Origin of the sequence: Suilimivivens sp., from assembly GCF_037359455.1 — a bacterium.
Lineage (GTDB): Bacteria > Bacillota > Clostridia > Lachnospirales > Lachnospiraceae > Suilimivivens > Suilimivivens aceti.
Genome location: NZ_JAXXXI010000042.1, coordinates 1 through 22,315, shown reverse-complemented (window position 1 = coordinate 22,315; position 22,315 = coordinate 1). Strand labels below are relative to the sequence as shown.

At 46.1% G+C, this 22,315-nt stretch carries 17 protein-coding genes; 12 read left to right on the top strand and 5 right to left on the bottom strand.

Going from position 1 to position 22,315, the window contains the following annotated elements; genetic code table 11:
* Positions 1–364: 364 nt before the first annotated feature.
* Positions 365–2,932 (top strand): preprotein translocase subunit SecA, encoded by a 2,568-nt coding sequence (gene secA / locus WJQ40_RS08065; protein ID WP_118798437.1) that lies wholly within the window; start codon positions 365–367, stop codon positions 2,930–2,932.
* Between the two features lie 47 nt (positions 2,933–2,979).
* Positions 2,980–4,102, top strand: a protein-coding gene (gene prfB / locus WJQ40_RS08060) for a peptide chain release factor 2 (protein ID WP_337539149.1) whose coding sequence is annotated in 2 segments (ribosomal slippage) — positions 2,980–3,054 and positions 3,056–4,102 — 1,122 coding nt in all. Because the reading frame shifts where the segments join, the coding sequence is not laid out codon by codon here.
* Positions 4,103–4,161: 59 nt separating this feature from the next.
* Here prfB and WJQ40_RS08055 read toward each other — a convergent pair.
* The 3 genes from WJQ40_RS08055 to WJQ40_RS08045 all read right to left on the bottom strand — a co-directional run bounded on the left by WJQ40_RS08055 (position 4,162) and on the right by WJQ40_RS08045 (position 5,965).
* Positions 4,162–4,878 carry a DUF975 family protein gene (locus WJQ40_RS08055; RefSeq protein WP_337539147.1) on the bottom strand — a complete coding sequence of 239 codons (717 nt, stop codon included), beginning with the start codon at positions 4,876–4,878 and terminating at the stop codon, positions 4,162–4,164.
* Between the two features lie 17 nt (positions 4,879–4,895).
* A complete protein-coding gene (locus WJQ40_RS08050) occupies positions 4,896–5,435 on the bottom strand; it encodes a hypothetical protein (RefSeq protein ID WP_337404118.1) in 540 nt (179 codons plus the stop codon).
* A gap of 92 nt (positions 5,436–5,527) precedes the next feature.
* Positions 5,528–5,965 (bottom strand): hypothetical protein, encoded by a 438-nt coding sequence (locus tag WJQ40_RS08045; protein ID WP_262572186.1) that lies wholly within the window; start codon positions 5,963–5,965, stop codon positions 5,528–5,530.
* Between the two features lie 194 nt (positions 5,966–6,159).
* Here WJQ40_RS08045 and WJQ40_RS08040 point away from each other — a divergent pair, with 194 nt between their 5' ends.
* Entirely contained in the window at positions 6,160–8,574 is a 2,415-nt protein-coding gene (locus WJQ40_RS08040; protein WP_337539144.1) for a Tex family protein, read from the top strand.
* A 15-nt stretch (positions 8,575–8,589) separates the two neighbouring features.
* Positions 8,590–9,657 (top strand): 16S rRNA (cytosine(1402)-N(4))-methyltransferase RsmH, encoded by a 1,068-nt coding sequence (gene rsmH, locus WJQ40_RS08035; RefSeq protein WP_337539143.1) that lies wholly within the window; start codon positions 8,590–8,592, stop codon positions 9,655–9,657.
* 2 nt (positions 9,658–9,659) lie between these two features.
* On the opposite strand, the gene WJQ40_RS08030 is transcribed toward rsmH, so the two are convergent.
* The gene (locus WJQ40_RS08030; RefSeq protein ID WP_337539142.1) at positions 9,660–10,415 is read right to left on the bottom strand and encodes an exodeoxyribonuclease III; all 756 of its coding nucleotides are present in this window, start codon (positions 10,413–10,415) and stop codon (positions 9,660–9,662) included.
* A 211-nt stretch (positions 10,416–10,626) separates the two neighbouring features.
* Here WJQ40_RS08030 and WJQ40_RS08025 point away from each other — a divergent pair, with 211 nt between their 5' ends.
* From WJQ40_RS08025 to WJQ40_RS08015, 3 genes are read left to right on the top strand one after another with little or no spacing between them, the layout of a single operon-like run.
* On the top strand, positions 10,627–10,836 hold the full coding sequence (locus WJQ40_RS08025; RefSeq protein ID WP_118798403.1) for a helix-turn-helix transcriptional regulator: 210 nt from the start codon (positions 10,627–10,629) through the stop codon (positions 10,834–10,836).
* 5 nt (positions 10,837–10,841) lie between these two features.
* Positions 10,842–11,354, top strand: a complete 513-nt coding sequence (locus WJQ40_RS08020) for a DUF6773 family protein (protein WP_337539140.1) — start codon at positions 10,842–10,844, stop codon at positions 11,352–11,354.
* Entirely contained in the window at positions 11,347–12,345 is a 999-nt protein-coding gene (locus tag WJQ40_RS08015) for a CPBP family intramembrane glutamic endopeptidase (protein ID WP_337539138.1), read from the top strand. The genes WJQ40_RS08020 and WJQ40_RS08015 overlap by 8 nt, the downstream gene beginning before the upstream one ends.
* A gap of 9 nt (positions 12,346–12,354) precedes the next feature.
* Here WJQ40_RS08015 and WJQ40_RS08010 read toward each other — a convergent pair whose 3' ends face one another.
* Positions 12,355–13,683: an MATE family efflux transporter gene (locus WJQ40_RS08010; RefSeq protein ID WP_337539137.1), complete on the bottom strand. Its 1,329-nt coding sequence runs from the start codon at positions 13,681–13,683 to the stop codon at positions 12,355–12,357.
* Between the two features lie 156 nt (positions 13,684–13,839).
* On the opposite strand from WJQ40_RS08010, the gene WJQ40_RS08005 reads away from it, so the two are divergent.
* From WJQ40_RS08005 to WJQ40_RS07985, 5 genes are all read left to right on the top strand, one after another.
* Positions 13,840–14,610: a LytTR family DNA-binding domain-containing protein gene (locus WJQ40_RS08005; RefSeq protein WP_337404136.1), complete on the top strand. Its 771-nt coding sequence runs from the start codon at positions 13,840–13,842 to the stop codon at positions 14,608–14,610.
* Between the two features lie 2 nt (positions 14,611–14,612).
* Positions 14,613–15,947 carry an ATP-binding protein gene (locus WJQ40_RS08000; protein WP_337539135.1) on the top strand — a complete coding sequence of 445 codons (1,335 nt, stop codon included), beginning with the start codon at positions 14,613–14,615 and terminating at the stop codon, positions 15,945–15,947.
* Between the two features lie 107 nt (positions 15,948–16,054).
* Positions 16,055–18,520: a glycoside hydrolase family 3 C-terminal domain-containing protein gene (locus WJQ40_RS07995; protein WP_337539133.1), complete on the top strand. Its 2,466-nt coding sequence runs from the start codon at positions 16,055–16,057 to the stop codon at positions 18,518–18,520.
* Positions 18,517–19,023 (top strand): polysaccharide biosynthesis protein GtrA, encoded by a 507-nt coding sequence (locus WJQ40_RS07990; protein ID WP_337539130.1) that lies wholly within the window; start codon positions 18,517–18,519, stop codon positions 19,021–19,023. Before WJQ40_RS07995 ends, WJQ40_RS07990 begins: the two co-directional genes overlap by 4 nt.
* A gap of 49 nt (positions 19,024–19,072) precedes the next feature.
* Complete coding sequence (locus WJQ40_RS07985; protein ID WP_337539129.1) at positions 19,073–21,994, top strand: glycoside hydrolase family 3 C-terminal domain-containing protein; 2,922 nt, start codon at positions 19,073–19,075, stop codon at positions 21,992–21,994.
* Positions 21,995–22,315: the final 321 nt, after the last annotated feature.

Sequence of the window (22,315 nt, the reverse complement as noted above, 5' to 3'; positions counted from 1 at the left end):
ATAGTTACATCATGCAGACCTGTTCTGAAAACATTCGGCGAAGTGCCATAAGATAAAAATAATAGAATCAACATGATCTTCCTGAAATCCCGGAAACGGGTGGGAATGAAGCAAGTATAACACAGGTGATGGCAGGGAGCAAGTGGAAAGATGGCAAATTTCCTGTTATGAGTATAAATTTTATAAAAATTTCAGGAATCCTTATGAGTTCTTCACAGAGTGGCAGTTGAATAAACGAAAGGAATCTGTTACAATAAAAATTGCAGTTTTTTGCCTCAGTGAGAGGAAAACTTCTCCGGTCAGGATGAGAGAGGGCAGGATTTACCGTTTTCACAGGATCGGAGAGAAAGGCAATGGTACAGATATGAATTTTGTGCAGAAGATTTTTGGCACCCATAGTGAAAGAGAACTGAAGAGGATAGAGCCGATTGTACAGGCGATTGAAGATCTCCGCCCTTCCATGCAGGCTCTTTCTGATGAAGAATTAAAAGGAAAAACAGAAGAATTTAAAAAGAGACTTGCTGCAGGAGAAACATTGGATGATATTCTTCCAGAGGCATATGCAACGGTCAGGGAAGCTGCGAAGCGTGTCCTTAATATGGAGCATTTCCGTGTTCAGCTGATCGGTGGTATTATCCTGCATCAGGGACGTATTGCCGAGATGAAGACCGGTGAAGGTAAGACACTGGTATCTACGCTTCCTGCTTACCTGAACGCGCTGGAAGGAAAAGGTGTTCATGTTGTTACTGTGAACGACTACCTGGCAAAGCGTGATGCGGAATGGATGGGAGAGGTACATAAATTCCTTGGACTCAGCGTAGGTGTTGTATTGAACAGCATGAAGCAGGATGAAAGAAAAGCAGCTTATGCCTGTGATATTACTTATGTGACAAACAATGAGCTTGGCTTTGACTATCTGCGTGATAATATGGTCATTTATAAGGAACAGCTTGTTCTTCGTGAACTGAATTATGCGATCATTGATGAGGTTGACTCCGTCCTGATCGATGAAGCAAGAACACCCCTTATCATTTCCGGACAGAGCGGCAAGTCAACCAAGCTTTATGAGGTCTGTGATATCCTCGCCAGGCAGATGCAGCGTGGTGAAGATATGGAAGACCTGTCCAAGATGGATGCCATCATGGGCATTGAAAGAGAAGAGACGGGCGACTTTATTGTCAATGAAAAGGACAAGATCGTGAACCTGACAGCCCAGGGTGTTGCCAAGGTAGAGCGTTTCTTCCAGATCGAGAACCTGGCTGATCCGGAAAATATAGAGATCCAGCATAATATCAATCTGGCACTGCGTGCCAACAACCTGATGTTCCGTGACCAGGACTACGTGGTCAAGGATGATCAGGTACTGATCGTTGATGAATTTACCGGTCGTATCATGCCGGGGCGTCGTTATTCTGACGGTCTCCATCAGGCGATTGAAGCCAAGGAGCATGTAAAGGTCAAGAGAGAAAGCAAGACACTGGCGACCATTACCTTCCAGAACTTCTTTAACAAGTTCCATAAGAAGGCAGGTATGACCGGTACTGCCCTGACAGAAGAGAAGGAGTTCCGTGATATTTATGGCATGGACGTTGTAGAGATCCCGACTAACAGGCCAATCGCCAGAATCGATCAGCAGGATGCTGTTTATAAGACAAAGAAAGAAAAACTCCATGCCATTGTGGAGGCTGTCAAGGAGGCTCATGAAAAGGGTCAGCCTGTACTGGTTGGTACCATCAATATCGATGCATCTGAAGAACTGAGCCGTCTGCTTTCCAAGCAGGGTATCCAGCATAAGGTGCTGAACGCAAAGTTCCATGAACTGGAAGCAGAGATCGTAGCAGATGCCGGTGTACACGGAGCAGTTACGATTGCTACCAACATGGCAGGACGTGGTACGGATATCAAGCTGGATGATGCAGCAAGAGCCGCTGGTGGTCTGAAGATCATCGGTACAGAGCGTCATGAATCCAGACGTATTGATAATCAGCTCCGTGGACGTTCCGGTCGTCAGGGCGATCCCGGAGAATCCAAATTTTATATTTCACTGGAAGATGACCTGATGAGACTGTTCGGATCTGAACGTCTGATCAATATGTTTAATACACTGGGTATTCCGGAAGGGCAGGAAATTGAGCATAAGGCACTGACCAATGCCATTGAATCTGCCCAGAAAAAGATCGAGAGCAATAACTTTGGCATCAGAAAGAATCTGCTTGAATATGACCAGGTTATGAATGAGCAGAGAGAGATCATCTATGAAGAAAGACGCCGTGTACTGGATGGAGAGAGCATGCGTGATGCAATCTACAAGATGATCACTGATATTGCAGAAAATGCGGTAGATATTTCCATCGGAGATGATACAGACTTCGATGAGTGGAATCTGGAAGAACTCAACACCCTGCTTCTTCCGACTATCCCGTTAAAGCCGGTGAACCGTGGAAGAATCCACACACCGAAGAAGAATGCGCTGAAGCAGCAGCTGAAGGAAGAGGCTGTCAGGCTTTATGAGGCAAAGGAAGCAGAGTTCCCGGAGCCGGAGGCCATCAGAGAGCTGGAGCGTGTGATCCTGCTTAAGGTGATTGACCGGAAATGGATGGATCATATTGATGATATGGAACAGCTCCGCCAGGGAATCGGTCTGCAGGCATATGGACAGAGAGACCCGCTTGTAGAGTACAAGAGAAGCGGTTATGACATGTTTGATGAGATGACCCAGAATATTAAGGAAGAGACTGTCCGTGTCCTGTTCCATGTACGTGTAGAGCAGAAGGTAGAGAGGGAAGAGGTAGCTAAGGTGACCGGTACCAATAAGGATGATTCTCTTGGAAAGGCACCTGTAAAGAGAGAAAACGCTAAGATTTATCCTAACGACCCCTGCCCCTGCGGAAGTGGTAAGAAATACAAGCAGTGCTGTGGACGCAAAGCCTGATCAGGCTTGTGATAAAGAATTTAAAATAAGAAAGAGGTGAACGTTAAGTGGTAGAATTAGACCAGATGAAGACAGAACTTCAGGCATATGAGACCCCTTTAGCGGAAGTGAGGGATTCACTTTGACTTGGCTAATAAGTCAAAGAAGATCGAAGAACTGGAGCGTGAGATGGAAGCGCCCGGCTTCTGGGACAACCCGGAAGTATCCAATACCAAGATGAAAGAGCTGAAAAACTTAAAGGATCTTGTGGAAACCATGGATCATTTAAGAGATCAGTATGACGACATCATGACCCTGATTGAAATGGGTAATGAAGAGGAAGATCAGGAGTTGGCAGCCGATATCCGAAATGAGCTGGATGAGTTTATAAAGACCTTTGAGGATATCCGGATCAGTACCCTGCTTTCTGATGAATATGACAGCTACAATGCGATTCTTAAGCTGAATGCCGGTGCCGGTGGTACAGAAAGCTGTGACTGGTGCGGCATGCTTTATCGTATGTATACCAGATGGGCGGAAAAGAAGGGCTTTAGTGTAGAAGTACTGGATTACCTTGACGGTGAGGAGGCCGGGATCAAGTCCGTTACCTTTCAGGTAAATGGAATTAATGCCTATGGCTATCTGAAGTCAGAGAAGGGAGTACACAGACTGGTGCGTATTTCCCCGTTCAATGCACAGGGAAAACGACAGACCTCCTTTGTATCACTGGATGTTATGCCGGATATTGAGGAGAATCTGGATGTGGAGATCAACGAGGATGACCTCCGGATTGATACCTATCGAAGCAGCGGAGCCGGTGGACAGCATATTAACAAGACATCATCGGCTATCCGTATTACCCACATTCCTACCGGAATCGTAGTACAGTGTCAGAATGAGCGTTCCCAGTTCCAGAATAAGGACAAGGCGATGCAGATGCTGAAGGCCAAGCTGTATATGCTGCAGAAGGAAGCCAATGCAGAGAAGCTTTCTGATATCAGAGGCGAAGTGAAGGAGATTGGCTGGGGAAACCAGATCCGTTCCTATGTATTGCAGCCTTATACTATGGTAAAGGATCACCGGACAGAGGCAGAGACCGGAAATGTGGATGCTGTTCTGGATGGGGGAATCGATCTGTTTATCAACGCCTATCTGAAGTGGATCAATGTAAAACCAAATACCGAAGGATAAAAAATCTGCTGGCAGAAAGAGAATTTCTGCCAGCAGATTTCTGCTTAAAGTGATCAAAATCAGTTCTGCTTTACAAGATCAAGATAAAAATTGGCTTTGGTAGCCTGCATATAAGGCATCAGCCATAAGAGACCGATCCCACAGGTCAGTACACACAGCAGCATCAGCGGGACAAAGGTCAGATCAATATAGAACAGGCGTCCCTTACTGCCTTTCATCATATCACGGCTTTTCCTGAGCGCTTCCCTGGCGCTGCAGTCCGGAAAATCAAGGAGCAGATAGTAGCTCTGGGAATAGGTAAGCATCAGAAACATACCGATGACAGCACAGACTACTGTCAGCAGGGAAAACAGAAGCATGCCATATCCATTTAACAGTGTTTCCTGCGGAAGCAGAGAGAGCAGGAAAACAGGTAAATTCAGGAGATAGCTGATCAGGGAAAAAACAACCGCTACCCGGATGATCCTGTCGGGAGTCTGTTTAAAACCATAGAAGAGATCACTGAGGACAGGCTGCTGTCCGCAGGATGTTTTCAGGTAAATATAAGTTTCCCCATAAGAGAACAGGCCACTGAAAATGCTGATCAGGAAAGAAACAGCAAAATAAATGATATATTCGATGACAGATCCCGGATTCAGAAAAAGGGAAGTGATGCCGCTCAGTGCAGAAACGCAGAGTGCATGGATAGCATAGGTTCCGGCAAGGGTGCCGTATTTGCCAAGTAACTGTCCTTTAGCCTGTGATTTCAGGCTGGTAGAGGATAGATAATTTTTCATAAAAATAAAACTCCTGTTTATACCGCTACATCCAGATTCTGCCCGATCAGTGCTGCTGCATCTGCAGACTTCTTATTCTGCTGATAGGGATTGGATTCATCGCTGTAGCTTATTTTAGTTGAGGTTGTGCCGCCTGCTGTGTAGCTTCTGCCGCATTCGGGGCAGATGGCAGTCCGGAGGGATACAGTAGCGGAGAGAACCTTGCCGTTTCCCTGTGCAGCTTTCTTATAGGCATTGCTGACATGCTCCTGCTCGTGGGCACGGACACGGGAAGCCGAAGCCTGCGGTGAAATATGGGAAGCGGATTTAAAGGAAACCATCTCATCAGAGCCATCCTGATACTTCCGGTTCTTGCAGGTTTCACATTCTGCCGGAGAAGATCTGCGTCCAGGACTTACTTTCGTGGATTCACCGGGGTTGACGATAATACCGCCAGATTTTTCATCGTCTGCGCTGGCTGTGCCGCCTGCCGCCGCAGAGCCAAATGGTGAAATATCCACACCATATCCGTATCCATATCCATATTCGTAACTGCCGACTGCACCAATACCCATCATGGGAAATGTTTCCTTTCTGTCATATTCCTGTTAAAAATCTGTTATGCTCCATGTACCTGCCGGAAGGGGCAGGAGCAATGGAAAAGCTGTATTTACTGCTGGAACAGAACGGTATATTCCTTCATCATATCCTCGAAGGAGGTACCATAAATATCTTCTGTGGATTCCCCGTAGGTATCTTCGATCAGTTCGTCATACTGCTGGCCGATACCGATCAGAAGATCTGGATTCTGCAGCAGAAGGGCTATAGAGGAGATCAGAATGCCAACGGTCATAACGAGACTGCCGATACCGCAGATGATGCCAATCTTCGCCTGGGTTAGCAGCTTTTTGCCATAGCCTTTGGAAAGCAGGGCAAAAAGGATCGCAAGACCACCGCAGATAAAAGGCAGGATCACTGTCATGATCGTGAAAAAGGATGCCAGCCCAAGGAGCAGGGAGGCAGTCGCCATGGCCATGCCTGGATTGCGGCAGGAATAATCGACTCCGTTATATCTGTTTGGATCATTGCTCTGAAAATTGAAATCCATAGAAAATCTCACTTTTATCTCTTAATATTTTAGTGATTCTATTATAGCGCCAGTTGGAAAAGAAAACAAGGAGAACAGGTTCTTGAAAAAAGAACCGGCTTTTTGTATGATGATAGAAGTGAGGACTTTCGCATGCGGGGAGAAAGAGCTCCGGATTGAAAGAACAAATTTGCAGTCAGGAAAAGGAAAAACATATGGATATCATCAAAAAGATCAAAGAAGAACTCAAGGTAGAAAAGTGGCAGGTAGAAGCGGCAGTCAAGCTGATCGATGAGGGGAACACGATTCCCTTTATCTCCAGATACCGGAAGGAAGCTACCGGTTCACTGAATGATGAGCAGCTTCGTGACTTATATGAAAGACTGAACTATCTCCGTAATCTGGAGGAGAAGAAGGAGCAGGTGCTTGGCAGTATTGAGGAGCAGGGACAGCTTACTGAGGAGTTGAAGGCCAAGATCCTGGCGGCGGAGACTCTCGTGGTGGTGGAAGATCTGTACAGACCCTACAGACCAAAGAGAAAAACAAGAGCCAGTGTGGCAAAGGAAAAGGGGCTGCAGCCGCTTGCAGAGTTTATCCTTGAGCAGAATACAGATAAGCCGCTGGAAACAGAAGCAGAAAAATATGTGGATGCTGATAAGGGTGTTACAGATGTCAGGGAAGCACTGCAGGGTGCCAGGGATATTATTGCAGAGAGTATTTCCGATGAGGCAGATTACCGTATTTATATCCGAAATATCACTATGGAGGAAGGCTCTATCAGCAGCAGTGCCAAGGATGAGAAGGCAGAAAGCGTCTATGAAATGTACTATGACTATGAGGAACCACTGAAGAAGGCAGCAGGTCACCGTATCCTGGCACTGAACCGTGGAGAAAATGAGAAGATTCTGACTGTAAAGGTCAATGCGCCGACAGAACGGATCCTTCAGTATCTGAATAAGAAGATCGTGACAGCAGAGAATCCCTATACCACACCTGTACTGCAGGAAGTGATCGAGGATGCTTATGACAGACTGATCGCACCGGCAATTGAAAGAGAGATCCGAAATGATCTTACAGAAAAGGCAGAGGACGGTGCCATTTCTGTATTTGGCAAAAATCTGGAGCAGCTGCTGATGCAGCCTCCGATCGCAGGAAAGGTGGTACTTGGCTGGGATCCTGCATTCCGTACCGGCTGTAAGCTGGCTGTTGTAGATCCTACCGGAAAGGTACTGGATACGAAGGTCATTTATCCTACAGCACCACAGAATAAGGTAGAGGAGGCCAAGAAGGAGTTAAAGCGTCTGATCAGCAAATATCATGTATCCCTGATCAGTGTGGGAAATGGAACTGCCTCCAGAGAATCAGAGCAGGTGATCGTGGAACTGATAAGGGAACTGGATACTCCTGTTCAGTATGTGATCGTGAATGAAGCGGGCGCATCTGTTTATTCTGCAAGTAAGCTGGCTACTGAAGAATTCCCGAACTTTGATGTGGGACAGAGAAGCGCAGCTTCTATCGCAAGGAGATTGCAGGATCCGCTGGCAGAGCTTGTCAAGATAGATCCTAAATCTATCGGTGTCGGACAGTATCAGCATGACATGAACCAGAAGAAGCTTGGAGAAGCATTGAGTGGTGTAGTAGAAGACTGCGTAAATAAGGTAGGCGTAGATTTAAATACTGCTTCTGCTTCGCTGCTTGAATATATTTCCGGTATTTCCAAAGCTATTGCAAAAAATATCGTGGAGTACAGGGAACAGAATGGCCGCTTTACAGATAGAAAGCAGCTTTTAAAGGTGGCAAAGCTCGGTCCCAAGGCCTATGAGCAGTGCGCCGGATTTATGAGGATCACAGACGGGGACAATCCGCTTGATGCGACCAGTGTCCATCCGGAAAGCTATGGGGCAGCCATGCAGCTTCTCGACAGACTGCATCTGACCATGGATGATGTACGGAAACTTCAGAAGGAAGCCGCTGCACAGAAGAGCACAGGCAGCAGGGCAGGAAACAGCAGTGGAAATGCAGGAGCCGGAGCTGGCAGCAGACAGAAGAAGCAGAAGGTTGTGATCCGTAATACAGGAACGGCCATGGGAATGGCACTTGCTGCAGCCATGGGCGGTATGACATTGGAAGCTGAAGATCAGGGAAGCAGATCTCACAGAGATAACGGAAAGAACAGAAATAACGGAAGCAGTGCAGCAGCTTCCGGAAATGCAGTGGGAAGCAATGTTGGAACACTGGAAAAGAAGATCACGGATAAGAAGAAGCTGGCAGAAGAGCTTGGCATTGGTGAGATCACTCTGACAGATATCTTAAAGGAGCTGGAAAAGCCGGCAAGAGATCCCAGAGAAAATATGCCGCTGCCGATCCTTCGCAGTGATGTCCTTGATATGAAGGATTTAAAGCCTGGCATGATCCTGAAGGGGACTGTGCGGAATGTCATTGACTTTGGTGTGTTTGTGGATATCGGTGTCCATCAGGATGGTTTGGTGCACATTTCCCAGATCACGGACAAATATATCAAACATCCGCTGGAAGCAGTGAGTGTCGGGGATATTGTAGAGGTACAGGTACTTTCCGTGGATGTACCGAAGAAGAGGATCTCCCTGACCATGAAGATCAATCAGAAATAGAAAGCAGGTGACGGATTGGGGACAGAAGAGCAGAAGGATGAGAAGCCTCATAAGAGAAGAGTGCGTTACAGTGGGACACATCCCAGAAAATTCAGTGAAAAATATAAGGAACTCAATCCGGAGAAATATCAGGATACGATAGAAAGGGTGATCAGCAAGGGCAGTACACCGGCGGGAATGCATATTTCCATCTGTGTACAGGAGATCCTTACCTTCCTGCAGATAAAACCGGGTATGAAAGGACTTGATGCTACCCTTGGATATGGCGGACACAGCCGGAAGATGCTGGAGGCACTGCAGGGAAGGGGACATCTGTATGCCCTGGACGTGGATCCGATCGAGATCGTGAAGACCACAAAAAGGCTTAGGGAGGCAGGATTTTCAGAAGAGATCTTTACTCCCATTTCCGAGAACTTTGCTAATGTTGACAGGGTGGCAGAGCAGTACGGTTCCTTTGATTTCCTGCTGGCAGATCTTGGTGTATCCTCCATGCAGATTGATAATCCGGAAAGAGGATTTTCCTATAAACAGGAAGGACCCTTAGATCTCCGGCTGAACCCACAGAACGGTGAGCCTGCATCAGAACGCTTACAGAAAATGAACCGGGAAGAGATCGAGGGAATGCTGATCGACAATTCTGATGAACCCTATGCGGCAGAGATCGCAAGGGCTATCGCCGGAAAACTGCGTAAGGGGCAGAAGATAGATACGACCACGAAGCTGGCAGAGCTGATCGGGGAAACACTTGCTTTTTTGCCTGAAAAGGAACGGAAGGAAGCAGTGAAGAAATCCTGTGCCCGTGTGTTTCAGGCACTCCGTATAGATGTAAACAGTGAGTTTGAAGTACTGGAAGCCTTTCTGACAAAGCTCCCTTCCTGTATGGCACCTGGTGGAAGGATCGCTATCCTGACCTTCCATTCCGGGGAAGACAGGCTGGTGAAACGTGCCTTCAAGGAAGGGAAGAAAGCAGGGATCTACAGCGAGGTTGCTGAAGATGTGATCCGGCCTTCCAGCGAGGAATGCGTAAAGAACCCAAGGGCGAAATCCACCAAGATGCGCTGGGCGGTCCGGGCAGAAGAATGAGTTTATAAATCAATATCCAGTTCAACAGGGCAGTGATCCGAACCGAAAACCTCGGTATGGATAGCTGCCTTTTTTAATTGCGGAGCAAGGCGCTCTGAGGTAATAAAGTAGTCAATACGCCATCCGGCATTCTTTTCACGTGCTTTGAAACGATAAGACCACCAGGAGTAGATCCCCTCGGCAGCAGGATAAAAATAACGGAAGGTATCAGTGAAGCCGGCCTGCAAAAGGGCTGTCATTTTCGCCCGTTCCTCATCTGAAAAGCCAGCATTCTGGCGGTTGCTTTTGGGGTTCTTTAAGTCAATCTCTTCATGGGCCACATTCAGGTCACCGCAGAGGATCACAGGCTTTTTCACATCCAGAGATTTTAAATAGGCGAGGAAATCATCCTCCCATGTCATACGGTAGGGAAGTCTTGCCAGCTCATTCTGGGAATTTGGTGTATAGCAGGTCACCAGATAGAAGTTGTCATATTCCAGTGTGATCACACGGCCTTCCCTGTCATGCTCATCGATGCCGATCCCATAAGAGACAGAAAAGGGCTCCTTCTTTGCAAAGATGGCTGTACCGGAGTAGCCTTTTTTCTCTGCATAATTCCAGTACTGATGGTAGCCGGGGAGGTCAAGAGCAATCTGCCCTTCCTGCAGCTTTGATTCCTGAATGCAGAAAAAATCCGCATCCACAGAGTGAAAATAATCAAGAAAGCCTTTCTGCACACAGGCACGAAGACCATTTACATTCCAGGAAATAAATTTCATAATAATGTCACCTCGCAGCATGATAATGAAATTATGCACAAAAACAGGCTGGTGGTCAATGGGAACAGGATGGTAGTTTACAAAATGTAAAATATAGTTGACAAAAAGAAAAAGAAATATTACTATACCTATGACGGATACAGAAAAAAGAAATGCCTGACCGACGTACACCGTCAGATCACAACATCCGGAAGAGGAGAGAGATAATGATATGAAGAATAAACGGATGAAAATTGCAAGGATTGAAAAGGATCTGTCCCAGGAGCAGCTTGCAGAGAAGGTAGGAGTGACCAGGCAGACGATCGGAATGATCGAGGCAGGGAAATTTAATCCATCTCTGCAGCTCTGTATTGCGATCTGCAGGGCACTTGACAGGACGCTGGATGGACTTTTTTGGGAAGATGAGGAGAGAGAGGAGTAAGTGAAATGAAACTTTGGAAGAAATTATTTGCGAAGCAGGCTGATGAAAGACAGCAGCAGGAAATATATAAGGTAGAGCATACGTGCTTCTGGATCACCTACTGGCTTTTGTTGATCAGTATTATTTATCAGAGAAATATCAAAGGGATGCCCTTTGAGCAGATCCAGGGGGAATGGATCACATTTATGATAGCGTCTATCTGCGTGGTGGTTGGCTGTATGTGGAAGGGTGTCTGGAATTTCCAGCACAGGAAAGTGCCGGGTGTGAAGGCATATTTGCTGTACAGTCTGACAGGCGCTGTCCTTGGGGGGATCCTGTTTGGTGTCTGCACGGCGGCGCAGAACCCTTATGTGGAAAAGTTGTCTGACAAAGTGATGGTCGGACTGATCGCAGGGGCGTGTGATGGAGGCATCATTTTTGTGCTCTGTTTTGTGGCTTTTCTGATCGTGGGAAAGGTGACAAAGCTCAGGGAGCAGAAAATAGAAAATGAAATGCTGGGAGATGACGAGGATGAATGAGAATAAACAGGTGAAACTGTTCTTTGGTGTCAATTTTGGACTGACACTGGTAATGGGAGTACTGATGGGGATCGGTTTTTTACTTGGAAGGGATATCAGCAGCTTTCCGGCGGCACAGATGCTGTATCCAGCAGCGGGAGTTATGGCAGTGCTGCTTGCAGCAAGAGAAAAAGAGCAGAAGCTGCCGATGAAGTTTTTTGTGACATATTTTGTGGTGCTGGCACTTACCGTGATCTGCGCTGTACTCAGCATAATTATTCCGCTTGGTAATGTGATAGGCGTAGGGGAGGGCTGGTACGTGATCCAGAGCTACGTGTTTATCGTTGGAGGTGTAGCTGCGCTTGTCCTTCTCCTTCTGGAAAAGAGGGAAATAAAAGAAGCGGCAGGGCTGAATTTTAGAGGACATCAGGTGAAGGCTTCCTTCCTGATCATGCTGCTGTTTCTGCTGCTTTACGTGATAAGGCTGCTGCTCAGTTATCTTCTGGAGGGGCAGATCAGGGAATTCGGTTCTCTTTTTGCAGACCCGTCTCTTTACATCATGCTTCCGGTGCTTGTGATCAATTACTTCCTGAGTTATATTATCTTTTTCGGGGAAGAGTATGGCTGGCGTTATTTCCTGCAGCCCGTTCTGCAGAAACGGTTCGGATTAAAGGGCGGTGTCCTACTGCTTGGTGTGATCTGGGGACTGTGGCATCTGCCGATCAATCTGTTTTATTACAGTCCGGATACTTGGCTGAAGAGCATCCTGATCCAGATCATTGCCTGTATCTGCTATTCTGTATTCTTTGGCTTTGCCTATAGCAGAACCGGGAATATCTGGACTGCAGTAGTACTTCATTACATCAATAACAACGTGATCGCCGTACTGACGGGCAGTGCAGACTTTGGAGGCCGCATTTACAGCTGGAAGGATCTTCTGATGGTTCTTATTGTAAACGGGATTGTGTATCTGCCATTCCTCTTTACAAAAGAGTATAAAGAGGAAAAATAAGCTATTTTTTCAGCACCTTTGATTTCTTTTATAGACAATCCATGCAAAGACAGCAGTCAGCAGTTCAGTTGCGGGGAAGGCGGCAAATACACCTTCGGCTCCGTACAGGCGGCTGAACAGGAAAGCAGCCGGAATGATGATCACAGCATATCTTGACAGGGAAATGAGCAGAGAAGCCATTCCCTTGCCAAGAGCCTCCAGCGCGCCGCAGCAGGTGACTGACACCGCTGATACGATAAAGCCAAGGCTGATGATATGAAGGGCTTTGATACCGATCTGGATGGTTTCCTGATTTTCTGTGAAAAGGCCGATCATCTGACCGGGGATCAGGAAGGAAAGCAGGGTACCAACAGCCATGACACCTGCTGTCAGGGCAAGGGTAGTACCAAAAATCTGCTGAACCCGTTTCTTTTCCCCGGCACCGTAATTAAAGCTGATCAGTGGACGGATGCCCTGAATGATACCGTTAGCAGACAGGTAAATAAAGGTCTGCAGCTTGTAATAGGCGCCGAGCACCAGGACATAGGTTCCAGAGAAAGCAGACAGGATGCCGTTCAGGGAAGAGATCAGGAGGGACGGCAGGGCCATATTCAGGGAAGCTGGGATACCAACGGCATACAGCTTTTGCAGCAGTGCTCTGTTCCATACAATATTTTCCCTTGCAAAGGAAACCGGCAGTGGCCGGAAAATGCAGAACACAACATAAACAAGCAGTGTGATGAACTGGCCGATTCCGGTAGCATAGGCAGCACCTGCCATTCCCATTTCGGGGAAGGGACCGATCCCGAAGATCATCAGCGGATCCAGTATAATATTGGCGATAAAGCCGCACATCATACTGATCATGGATACCTTCATGCGTCCAACAGCCTGAAATACCTTTTCCAGAGAAATGCCAAGCATGATGATGACGGAGAACAGGAAGGCACGGTTCGCATAGGTCAGTCCCATGGAAAGGATCTCTTCATTGTCAGTAAACAGAGACAGGAATTTTGGCATGCCAAGAAGACAGATGACCATTAATATAAGGCCGTGGATAATGCTGAGTACCATACCGGTTGCAGCAGCCTGATCGGCCTGCTTCTGATCCTGTGCACCAAGACAGAAGGCGATCCTTGCATTCATACCGATACCAAAGCCCACCGCAATGGCTGTCATCAGGTTTTGGACGGGATATACCAGAGAAAGGGCTGTCATGGCATTTTCACTGATTCTGGCTACAAAGTAGCTGTCCACGATGTTGTACAGGGAATTGACCGCCATGGAGAGTACCATGGGCAGCGCCATGGAGATCACAAGCGGCAATATTTTCTTTTCTTTCATAAAATTCTGATCCATTTTCTTTCACTCCTGCAATTTCCAATTTTTTCCACAAAAAAAGCCATACAGTATAGGCTACTGTGTGGCGAAAAGAAGATCACTCTTGAAAAATCCACACCCCGCAGGGTTTTATGCGGCTTACTATAACATATGTTCCCGGGACTGTCAAGAAAGGTGGAAAGTAAGGAGAAGTTCTGCTATAATGATGCGTACGAAAATCAGACAGGAGGGTGTCAGGATATGATCACCATTGCCATTGTAGAAGATGAAGAAGCTTACGCAAAGCAGCTTACTGAATATATTGAGAAATATCAGCAGGAATCCGGCAGACGGTTTAGGGTGATCCGCTTCACAGACGGGGATGAGATCGTGGAAAAGTATACCGGAGAATATGACATCATCCTAATGGATATCCAGATGCAGTTTATGGATGGCATGACAGCAGCAGAGGAAATACGGAAGCTTGATACTAAGGTTGTGATCATGTTTATCACCAACATGACAAACTATGCAATCCGTGGCTACGAGGTGGATGCCATGGACTATGTGCTGAAGCCAGTGACATATTTTTCCTTTGCAAGAAAGTTAGAGCGTGCGATCAGCAGGATCCCACAGAAGACTGGCTGGCCGGTGAAGGTGAATACACAGGAGGGAGTCGTAAGGCTGGATGCCACTTCTATTTATTATATCGAAAGCGAAGGCCACAATCTGATCTATCATACAGAAAACGGAGACCTGAAGGAGAGAGCCAGAATGCAGGATGCGGAGGAAAGGTTTGTGCCGCTTGGGTTTTTCCGCAGCAATAAAGGGTATCTTGTGAATCTGAAATATGTGGACGGCGTCAGGGATGGCTGCTGTATGATCCTGGGAGAGGCGCTTCTGATCAGCCGGGCAAGAAAAAATGATTTCATGGCAGCACTGGCAGAATATATGGGAGAACATTAATCATGGAAGAAATACTGACAGGTGCCTATCAGGATATACCAAGATATTATACGGCGATCGCAGAATGGCTGTGCTGTATGCTGTTCTGCTTTTTCTACAGAAGAAAAGTAAAACCGGTTGTTTTTATAGGGATTGCGGTTGCAGTGCTTCTGCTGCTGACAGGCTGGCTGATGCTTACGGGAGAGGTTCCGACACTTCTCTGGATCCCTTGTATGGTAATCGCCATTTTAATCATGCTTCTATTTCTCTGGCTGATCATGGATATTACCTGGAAAATGGTGGCTTACTGCTGTATGAAAGCATTTCTGGCGGCGGAATTTATGGCCTCCCTGGAGTGGCAGCTGGAATACTTTGTGCACGGTGGCAGGGAAGAGAGAGGGATTTTTAATGTACTGGCGCTAATTTTTGTTTATGGCGCAGTGGCACTGGTGCTCTTTATCATAGAATCCAGGATGAAACGGGATGAGGTAGAACTGGAGATCAGTGTCAGGGAGCTTAGCAGTACCCTGCTGATCGTACTCAGTGCTTTTATGCTCAGCAACTTAAGCTTTGTGTACCGCAATACCCCTTTCAGCGGAACCATTGCATCCGATATTTTCACGATAAGGACGCTGGTGGACTTTGGAGGACTGGCGATCCTTTATGCCTATCAGAGTCTTCGTTATGAGGTGAGCGCGGAAAAGGAGCTGTCAAAGATCCAGAGCATGCTGACCGCCCAGTATGACAGCTACCGGAATTATCAGGAGGTTACCGACCTGATCAATATGAAATACCACGACCTGAAGCATCAGATCGCAGGACTTCGGGCAGAACAGGATCCGGAGAAACGGTCACAGTGGATCGACCAGATGGAAGGAGAGCTTTCAGCATACCAGCCGGAGCGGCAGACCGGCAATCAGGTACTGGATGGGGTGTTAGATGGAAAGATGCCGCTGATCCACAGTCATCAGATCACTTTTACCTGTGTGGCAGATGGAGAGCTTCTGAAGTTCATGCATGTGACGGATATCTGTACGATTTTTGGTAATGCGCTGGACAATGCCATTGAGCATGTGATCCAGGTTCCGGATCCGGAAAAAAGGATCATTCACATGGAGGTGTCTTTGCGGAAACAGTTTATTTATGCAGAGGTCCGTAATTATTGTAACGGGGAGGTAAAGATAAAGAATGGCTTTCCAGTAACAACAAAGCAGGATGCTGCCAATCATGGATTTGGAATTAAAAGTATCAGCTATACAGTGAAAAAGTATGGAGGAACCATACAGTTTGGAGTAAAGGATCACTTCTTTTCCATGCGGATCCTGATACCAAAAGAAGGAAACAGATGCAGTTCATGACAGATTTCTGACCATTTGTGCCAGAGGGAAATTCCCTCTGGTTTTTTGTTTATAATGAAAATCAGAAAAAGACGTCTTACTACAGAAAAAAGGAGGTGAGGGAAAGAATGCGGCATCAGGAGCTGATAGAAAAAATGACACTGGAAGAAAAAGCCGCATTTTTGACAGGCAAAAATGAGTGGGCCTCAAGAGGTTATGCTCATCTTGGAATAGACAGTATTACTTTTGCGGACGGACCAAGCGGCGTTCGGAGACAGTGCGGCGAGGGAGATCATCTTGGACTGAATCCTTCCCTGCCGGCAACCTGTTTTCCTTCTTCAGCTACCGTGGCAGACAGCTGGAATGAAAAGCTGGAAGAGGAAGTAGGAGAGGCACTTGGACAGGAAGCGGCATTAGCAGATGTCAGTGTACTTTTGGCACCGGGGCTGAACCTGAAACGGAATCCGCTCTGTGGCAGGAATTTTGAGTATTTTTCGGAGGATCCTTATCTGTCCGGTAAAATGGCGGCAGCCATGATCCGTGGCATCCAGAAAGTGGGCGTCAGCGCCTGTGCCAAGCACTTTGCGGTGAACAGTCAGGAAGAAAGACGGATGGCATTAAATGCCGTGCTGGATGAAAGAACCCTCAGAGAAATGTACCTGACAGGATTTGAAATTGCAGTGAAGGAAGGAAAGCCGGGGGCTGTAATGTCATCCTACAATGAAGTGAACGGCACCTATGCCAATGAAAATCCTTTTCTGTTGAAGCAGATCCTCCGGAAGGAGTGGGGATTTGAAGGGTTCGTGGTCACGGACTGGGGCGGCGGCAATGATTTTACGGAGGGCATCCGGAATGGTTCCAACCTGCAGATGCCGGGCTGTGGCTTCGACAGTGCCAGAGAGCTGATCAGGGCGCTGAAAGAAGGAAGGATTACAGAGCAGGAAATTGATGAAAGGGTGGATGAACTGCTGACAGCGGCTCTTACCTTTCCGAAGCATTCCGCAGAAGAGAAACATAAGCTGGAAGGGCAGAAGGAAAGCCTTTATCAGGAGCATCACAGACTGGCAGGCCGGGCAGCAGAAGAAAGCATGGTGCTTCTGAAAAATGAAGAAAACATTCTGCCCCTGAAAACAGGAACCAGAGTAGCGCTGATCGGTGATTTTGCTTTTTCTCCAAGATATCAGGGAGCAGGTTCTTCCTGTGTGAATGCCATTTTAGTAGAAACTGCAGCAGAAGAAATCCGGAAAACAGAGCTGGTTCTTGCAGGTGCAGAGTGTGGATATCTGCGGAGCGGAAAAGTGGATAAAAAGAGAGAGACCAGTGCTTTGAAGCTTGCCGGGGAGGCAGATGTTGTACTGTTTTTCCTTGGTCTTGGTGAACAGGAGGAAACAGAAGGAACTGACAGGAAAAGCATCAATATCCCTCAGAATCAGTTATCCCTTCTTCACAAGATCGCCAGAGTCAATCCGGCGGTGGTGGCAGTACTCAGTAGCGGAAGCGTAGTAGGCACCTGGTGGAAAAAGGATTGTCAGGCAATCCTGCTTACCGGTTTATCCGGGGAAGCCGGAGCCGGAGCTGTGATGAAAATATTGACCGGCGTGGTTAATCCAAGCGGAAAACTGACAGAGTCCTGGATCTGGAGCTACGAGGATACCCCTTCATTTCCCTGTTATCCGGCGAAGGACAGAACTCTGGAATACAGGGAAGGGATCTTCACAGGCTACCGTTATTTTGAAAAAAATCAGATCCCGGTATCCTTCCCCTTTGGATTCGGACTTTCCTATACTACTTTTGCCTACAGGGATCTGCAGGTAGCTGACAAGGGAATCAGTCTGAAGGTAAAGAATACAGGAACTGTGGATGGCAGCGAAATCGTGCAGATGTATGTGGCGCTTCCGGAAAGTAAGGTCAGCAGGCCGGAAAAGGAGCTGAAAGGATTTGTAAAGCTCTATCTGAAAGCCGGGGAAGAAAAGGAAGTCAGGATTCCCTTCGATGATAAAACCTTCCGGTTTTTCAATGAAAGAAGCGGAAGCTGGGAGCAGGAAGAAGGAACTTACCAGATCCTTGCAGGAAGCAGCAGCCAGGATATCCGGCTGACCGGAGAGATTTCTCTGCCGGGGCTACAGGTGAAAGAAAGTGGAGTACAGATGACGGGAGAGACATTGGCGAAAGCTGGTGAACCGGAAATGCTGCCTGGTGCAAAAGAGCAGACAGACAGCCGGAAACAGCGAAGGACTCTTGACCGGAATGATCCCCTGTCAGATATGCGCTATGCCAGAAATCCTCTGGCAAGGCTGATCGCAGGAAGCCTTAAGAAGAAAATTGAGAAGGCGGAAAAAAAGGGAAAACAGCCGGATCTGAATACTCTGTTTCAGTATAATATGCCCTTCCGGGCGATTGCCAAAATGACAGAAGGCATGGTGGACATGAAAATGGTGGATGGCATTTTGCTGGTGGTAAACGGTAGAACCCTGCAGGGCCTTTCAAAGGTGATAACAGGATTTTTTAAAAACCGCCGTGCCAACAGAGAATATGAAGAGACGCTGGAGAGACAGACCGGTGAGGATAATCAGAAGAAAGAAGGTGAGACATGAAGGGACTGAAACAATGGAAAGAAAGCCATCCGGATCTTTATGAGTTCATTATCTTTAATATTCTGTCAAACTGCGCAACGGTCACGAATTTTGTAGTGATGTGGATCTGTACAGGGTTTGTGTTCAAGGGACTGAAAGAAATACCCTTTCAGGCCTGGATTTTTGATTATACAACAAGGGAAAGCCTGATGCTTTGCGGATTTTTAAGTTTCCTTGTGGCAACGGCAGCAGCCCAGACGGTGAATTTCTTTGTACAGAAAAATCTGGTGTTTCATTCGGATGCGGCTTTTGGAAAAGCAGCCTGGAAATATGCGGTACTGGCAGTAGTTCTGGTGCTGGTATCTACGGCATTGCCGGCTTACAGTCAGGGGTGGCTGATCGGGCTTGGGATCCCGCAGGGGGTGGTTCCCACACTTGCAAATATTCTGAATATTCTGGTGCAGGTTGTAATCAGCTATCCGACCATGAAATTCTGGGTAATGCCGGGAAAAAAGAAAAGCTGAATAAAAATAGTAAAAAATAAGTTAGTATATAAGTGATGGAGGAAAAAACATGGTTAGTTTTAGTGTGGGTGACGTCATAAACGTGCTGAACAGCTGTAAACCACAGTTAATTGCATTAGCGGTTATTATTGTTATGGCACTAATTGTGATCATAGCATGCAGTAAGGTTGAAAAAAGAAAAAAGGCATTGATCTGTAAGGAAGATCTTATTGCGATGGGACTTGGAATCACGATCGTGATCAATCTGATCTGTACCGGTCCCATGAGAACGCTGCTGAATCTGGTCAGCGGAGACGGAACGATATCGGAAGATTCCATGAACAATGCGATTAATGCAAATGTTCAGATGGCTGAGGAAGGCATGGTGTTATTAAAGAACGAGGATAATACACTACCGTTAAAGGATACAAAGAAGTTAAATGTATTTGGCTGGTCTTCTACCAATCCGGTATACAGTGGAACCGGTGCCGGTTCCATCAATGACAATTATGATAAAGTATCCATTTTAGAGGGACTGAAAAAAGCAGGATTTGAAGTCAATCAGGAAATCGCAGATTTTTATGTGAACTTTAAGGATACAAGACCAATCATTGATTACTGGGGACAGGACTGGACAGTACCGGAACCATCTATGGATGAATATGATCAGGCAGATATTTTTAACAAAGCAAAAGCTTTTTCCGATGTTGCTGTCGTTGTTCTGGCAAGATCCGGAGGAGAAGGAGCCGATTTGCCAACCAGTTATTATGTAGAAGAAGACACATTCAAAGCAAGTGGCGGCGGCCTGTGGGGTGGTGCTGAAGGACTTAGGATGAGCGAATATGCGGAAGATCTGGATGAATCCAAGACCTATCTGGAGCCGACAACAAGAGAGTTACAGATGATCGATCGTGTGGCAAAAGAATTTTCAACAGTTATTGTTGTGATCAACTCTGCCAATACAATGGAACTTGGCGTACTGGATCAGTATGATTCTGTGAAGGCAGCCATTTACACACCCGGAGCAGGACAGGCAGGTTTTACCGCTCTTGGAAAAATCTTAAACGGAGAAGTGAATCCTTCCGGTAAGACAGCAGATACTTTTGTTTATGATCTGACAAAGACACCATACTTTAATAATATCGGACTTTTTACATATGAGAACATGAAGCAGTATGGTCACATTGATGATCTTGGCCTTGTGGATATGTATCCTTCCTTCGTTAATTATGTGGAAAACATATATGTAGGTTACAAATATTATGAAACAGCCGCAAAGGAAAACTTCATAGATTATGATAGCACAGTACAGTATCCGTTTGGTTACGGACTGAGTTATACAACATTTTCACAGAAAATGGGAGATATTTCTGAAGAAAATGGTATAGTATCATTTGAAGTTACAGTACAGAATACAGGAGACGTTGCAGGTAAAGATGTAGTAGAGGTATTTTTTGATCCGCCATATACCAATGGAGGTATCGAGAAGGCTTCTGCAAATCTTGTGGAATTTGCAAAAACAGATATGTTAAAGCCGGGAGAGTCACAGGTACTTACCATTTCATTTGCTGTTGAAGATATGGCATCCTTTGATGCAAAGGTAAATAAGTGCTATGTTCTGGAAAGCGGAGATTACACCATTTCCATTAATGCAGATTCACACAATGTGATAGATTCCAGAGTCTATACGGTGCAGAATGATACCGTATATAGTGAAGACAATGCACGTTCCTCTGATCAGACAGCAGCAGTAACACAACTGGAGTTTGCAGAGGGAAATGCAGAATATCTGTCCAGAGCAGATGGATTTGCCAATTATGAAAAAGCAACAGCAGCTCCGTCAGACTATATGCTTCCTGAACAGGAAAAAGAGGCATTTTTAAATAACTCCAATTATGATCCCAGGGATTATAATGATGAAAATGATGAGATGCCGGTAACAGGAGCCAAAAATGGAATCGTACTGGAAGATTTGAAAAATGTTGATTATGATGATGAAAAATGGGAACAGCTTCTGGATGAACTTACCGTAGACGAGATGAATACACTGATTGCTACAGGTGGATACCAGACAGCAGCAATCGAAAGCATTGAAAAATCATCTACTGTTGACTGTGACGGGGCAGCCGCAATTAATAATAACTTTACAGGACAGGGATCCATCGGATTCCCATCAGAAGTAATGCTGGCATGTACATGGAATAAGGAACTGGCTGCAACCTTTGGCGATAACATCGGAGAGATGGCAGACGAAATGGGTGTTACAGGCTGGTATGCACCATCTATGAATATGCACCGTACCGCATTTGGCGGCAGAAATTTTGAGTATTATTCCGAAGATGGCGTTCTTGCCGGAAAAATGGCTGCCAAAGCAGTAGAAGCAGCTAAAAAACATGGCGTATATGCTTACATAAAACACTTTGCGTTAAATGATCAGGAAACAAACAGATATGGACAGCTCTGTACATGGAGTACCGAGCAGGCGATCAGAGAAATTTATCTGAAACCATTTGAATTAGCGGTAAAAGATGGTGGTGCGGATGCGGTTATGAGTTCTTATAATCATATTGGAACATTACCGGGATGCGCCTGTGCTCCTTTGGATCTGACAATTCTCCGTGATGAATGGGGATTCAGAGGAATGGTTCTGACAGATTATTTTGTAGACTTCGGATTTATGGATTCAGACAGAGCAATCCGTAATGGTGTAGATATTATGCTAGCTGATTATGATACAGGAACAAATTATCTGACAGATACCACGTCAGCAACAGCTGTAAAGGCAATGCGCCAGGCAACTAAGAATATTCTGTATACGGTTGTCAATTCAAGGGTATATGAAGACCATACCTTTGACAGAGGACTGGACACATGGCAGAAGGTACTGATCGGAGTTGATGCACTGGTACTGATCTTATTTGCAGTAGCTGAAATCAGAACAGTTCAGAAGTACAGGAAAAGCGATCTGCAAAATGAGGCAGAACAGAAATAAATAAAAGAAATAAATCATGGTAGTAAAGTGTGGTTCTGTAAATAGAAATATATTTGCAGAGCCACATTTTTTATGGAATAGGAAATTATTCCATAATGTTCCAATGACATAAAAAAGCCCTCTGGGCAGGATCACACTGCAGTGGAAGGACAGACGTTGCGTAAAGCGACTCGCCGCAGACGGAGAATCTGGTTTCTTACAGAAATATGGGGAAATAGCAGAAACGAAATACCGATCACAAAACGATACAAAACGACTTGACATACATTTCATATACTGATACGATAAAAATGTAACAGAAATTCATGTGAAAATCTGATG

Excerpts from the sequence above, each read along its gene's own strand:
- WJQ40_RS08010 (WP_337539137.1), bottom strand. The coding sequence starts at position 13,683 with ATGGATCAGAATTTTATGAAAGAAAAGAAAATATTGCCGCTTGTGATC.
- WJQ40_RS08040 (WP_337539144.1), top strand. The coding sequence starts at position 6,160 with ATGGATATCATCAAAAAGATCAAAGAAGAACTCAAGGTAGAAAAGTGG.
- WJQ40_RS08020 (WP_337539140.1), top strand. The coding sequence starts at position 10,842 with ATGAAACTTTGGAAGAAATTATTTGCGAAGCAGGCTGATGAAAGACAG.
- WJQ40_RS08000 (WP_337539135.1), top strand. The coding sequence starts at position 14,613 with ATGGAAGAAATACTGACAGGTGCCTATCAGGATATACCAAGATATTAT.
- WJQ40_RS07985 (WP_337539129.1), top strand. The coding sequence starts at position 19,073 with ATGGTTAGTTTTAGTGTGGGTGACGTCATAAACGTGCTGAACAGCTGT.
- WJQ40_RS07995 (WP_337539133.1), top strand. The coding sequence starts at position 16,055 with ATGCGGCATCAGGAGCTGATAGAAAAAATGACACTGGAAGAAAAAGCC.
- WJQ40_RS08045 (WP_262572186.1), bottom strand. The coding sequence starts at position 5,965 with ATGGATTTCAATTTTCAGAGCAATGATCCAAACAGATATAACGGAGTC.
- WJQ40_RS08055 (WP_337539147.1), bottom strand. The coding sequence starts at position 4,878 with ATGAAAAATTATCTATCCTCTACCAGCCTGAAATCACAGGCTAAAGGA.
- WJQ40_RS07990 (WP_337539130.1), top strand. The coding sequence starts at position 18,517 with ATGAAGGGACTGAAACAATGGAAAGAAAGCCATCCGGATCTTTATGAG.
- WJQ40_RS08030 (WP_337539142.1), bottom strand. The coding sequence starts at position 10,415 with ATGAAATTTATTTCCTGGAATGTAAATGGTCTTCGTGCCTGTGTGCAG.
- WJQ40_RS08015 (WP_337539138.1), top strand. The coding sequence starts at position 11,347 with ATGAATGAGAATAAACAGGTGAAACTGTTCTTTGGTGTCAATTTTGGA.
- WJQ40_RS08025 (WP_118798403.1), top strand. The coding sequence starts at position 10,627 with ATGAAGAATAAACGGATGAAAATTGCAAGGATTGAAAAGGATCTGTCC.
- secA (WP_118798437.1), top strand. The coding sequence starts at position 365 with ATGAATTTTGTGCAGAAGATTTTTGGCACCCATAGTGAAAGAGAACTG.
- WJQ40_RS08050 (WP_337404118.1), bottom strand. The coding sequence starts at position 5,435 with ATGATGGGTATTGGTGCAGTCGGCAGTTACGAATATGGATATGGATAC.